Annotated in this window: 2 protein-coding genes; both read left to right on the top strand. The window is 43.3% G+C overall.

Annotated features, from left to right (window positions below; genetic code table 11):
* Positions 1–43 precede the first annotated feature (43 nt).
* Entirely contained in the window at positions 44–1177 is a 1134-nt protein-coding gene (gene aroB / locus ACFE90_RS37825; protein ID WP_375507352.1) for a 3-dehydroquinate synthase, read from the top strand.
* Positions 1178–1320: 143 nt separating this feature from the next.
* A complete protein-coding gene (locus ACFE90_RS37820; RefSeq protein ID WP_375507351.1) occupies positions 1321–1956 on the top strand; it encodes a Uma2 family endonuclease in 636 nt (211 codons plus the stop codon).
* The last annotated feature ends 276 nt before the right edge of the window (positions 1957–2232 follow it).

The following is a 2232-nucleotide window of genomic DNA, read 5'->3' as shown; positions in this document are numbered from 1 at the left end:
GCGATAGAATACAGCCCACAGGCGCTTATTTAGGGGTTGGGCAATGACTTCTGTAATTAATGTAAATTTACCAGGGCAGTCTTATGAGATTGCGATCGCACCTTCGAGTTTAAATCAACTGGGTCAACAGATGGCCAGTCTCAAGCTAGGCAAGAAGGTATTGCTGGTTTCTAATCCTACTATTTTTAAGCATTTTGGGGAAAGAGCGATAACTTCTCTGCGAGACGCTACGCGAACGTTAAGCTCCGCTAACGCATCCCTAACATCTGCTGGATTTGAAGTTGCTAGCTGCACCCTACCTCCAGGGGAGCGCTACAAAACCCTCAATTCCATCCAAAAACTTTACGATATCGCTTTGGAAAACCGCCTAGAACGTTCTTCTACAATGGTGGCTTTGGGCGGAGGTGTAATTGGCGATATGACTGGCTTTGCAGCCGCAACTTGGCTGCGAGGCATTAATGTTGTCCAAGTGCCTACAACTCTCTTAGCGATGGTGGATTCGGCAATTGGTGGCAAAACTGGCGTGAATCATCCCCACGGCAAAAACTTGATTGGGGCATTCCATCAACCGCGCTTAGTTTTGATTGACCCAGATGTGTTAAAAACTCTTCCTATGCGTGAGTTTCGAGCAGGAATGGCAGAAGTTATTAAATATGGTGTAATTTGGGATGCCGAATTGTTTGCCCAGTTGGAAGCAAGTAAACGCCTCGACCAACTCCGCTATGTAAAACCTGAACTGATACAAAGCATATTAATGCGCTCTTGTCAAGCTAAAGCTGATGTTGTTAGCAAAGATGAAAAAGAAGGCGGATTGCGGGCGATTCTCAACTATGGACATACTATCGGTCATGCAGTGGAAAGTTTGACTGGTTATCGTCTAGTAAATCACGGTGAAGCGGTGGCCATTGGCATGGTAGCAGCCGGTCAAATTGCTGTGGAATTGGGAATGTGGCAAAAGGAAGACACGGAACGTCAAAATGCTTTAATTCAAAAAGCAGGTTTACCAACTCAGTTACCAACTGGGGTAGATATTGAAGCAATTATTGACGCGTTGCAGTTAGATAAGAAAGTCAAAGCAGGGAAAGTGCGGTTCGTTTTACCAACAGAGATTGGTGTAGTAACAGTTACCGATGAAGTGCCATCAGATATTATTCGGCAAGTTTTGCAAGGAATGTGAACAATTTGAAGAAGAATTCAAGATTCAGAATTCAGGAGTCAGAATAAAAATTAGTTGCTCTGTCCTTCAATTACGAATTACGTTAGCGATAGCACAGCATTAGCGAGGAACGAGCGTCATTACAAATTACAAATTAATCAACCATGATACTCCAAGCCAAGAATCAATTAACCTTGCAAGAGTTCTTAAATCTTTCACCAGGTGAGGGAGATATAACTTATGAACTTGTTGATGGGCAAGCAATTCCTAAAATGTCACCAAAGTTTTTTCACGCAAAACTTACCCGCGTCCTTCTCAATTTGATTGAGCAATCGCGTGAGGGGAAAGGAGAAGTTTGCCCGGAATGGGCTGTTGCATTAACCCGTCGGGGACGAGATTGGATGCCAATTCCAGATATTTTATATATCTCTAATGAACGTTTACCCGTCAACTGGGACGAAGACGAAGCTTGTCCTGTTCCTCCTGATTTAGTGATTGAAATTATTTCGCCCTTCGGGTTCGAGAGTTCGCAATCGACGGAAACCGCCAAGACTGCGACTCTCTCACCAGGACAAACCTTTGGACAAATGGCAGCTAAAGCCAAAGACTATTTAGATGCTAAGGTGCTGCGGGTGTGGGTAGTAGATAGTAAAGCCAGAAGCATTACTGTTTTTTATCCAGATGCTGCACCACAAACTTATATGGGAGAAGAATTACTCAAAGATTCTTTATTTGAGGGACTGGAATTTACTGTTGAGCAGGTGTTTCAAAAGGCAAAAATCCCATTAGACATCGAATAGTAAATTTTTTGCATCTTGGATAATTCTCTTCATCTCAAATTCCATCGAAATTTCAATCGGCGGCTTTTACTACTCAAACCTTTATATCTTTATTTAGCAACGCCCTATTTTTGAAGCTGCGGTTCTTTCTGCGGTTGCTGCTGGCTATTTGTTGGTTGCAGTTTTTGAAATAAAGCTGGTGGCGTAGCTTTGCGGAAAGCACCGCAGTAGTGCATAGTCATAACGGGAGCAACGCGATTTGGTGAGGTAGGATCAAAAACCAGCGATCGCTAACAA

Source organism: uncultured Nostoc sp., from assembly GCF_964245445.1.
Lineage (GTDB): Bacteria > Cyanobacteriota > Cyanobacteriia > Cyanobacteriales > Nostocaceae > Nostoc.
This window is presented reverse-complemented; position numbering and strand designations above follow the sequence as displayed.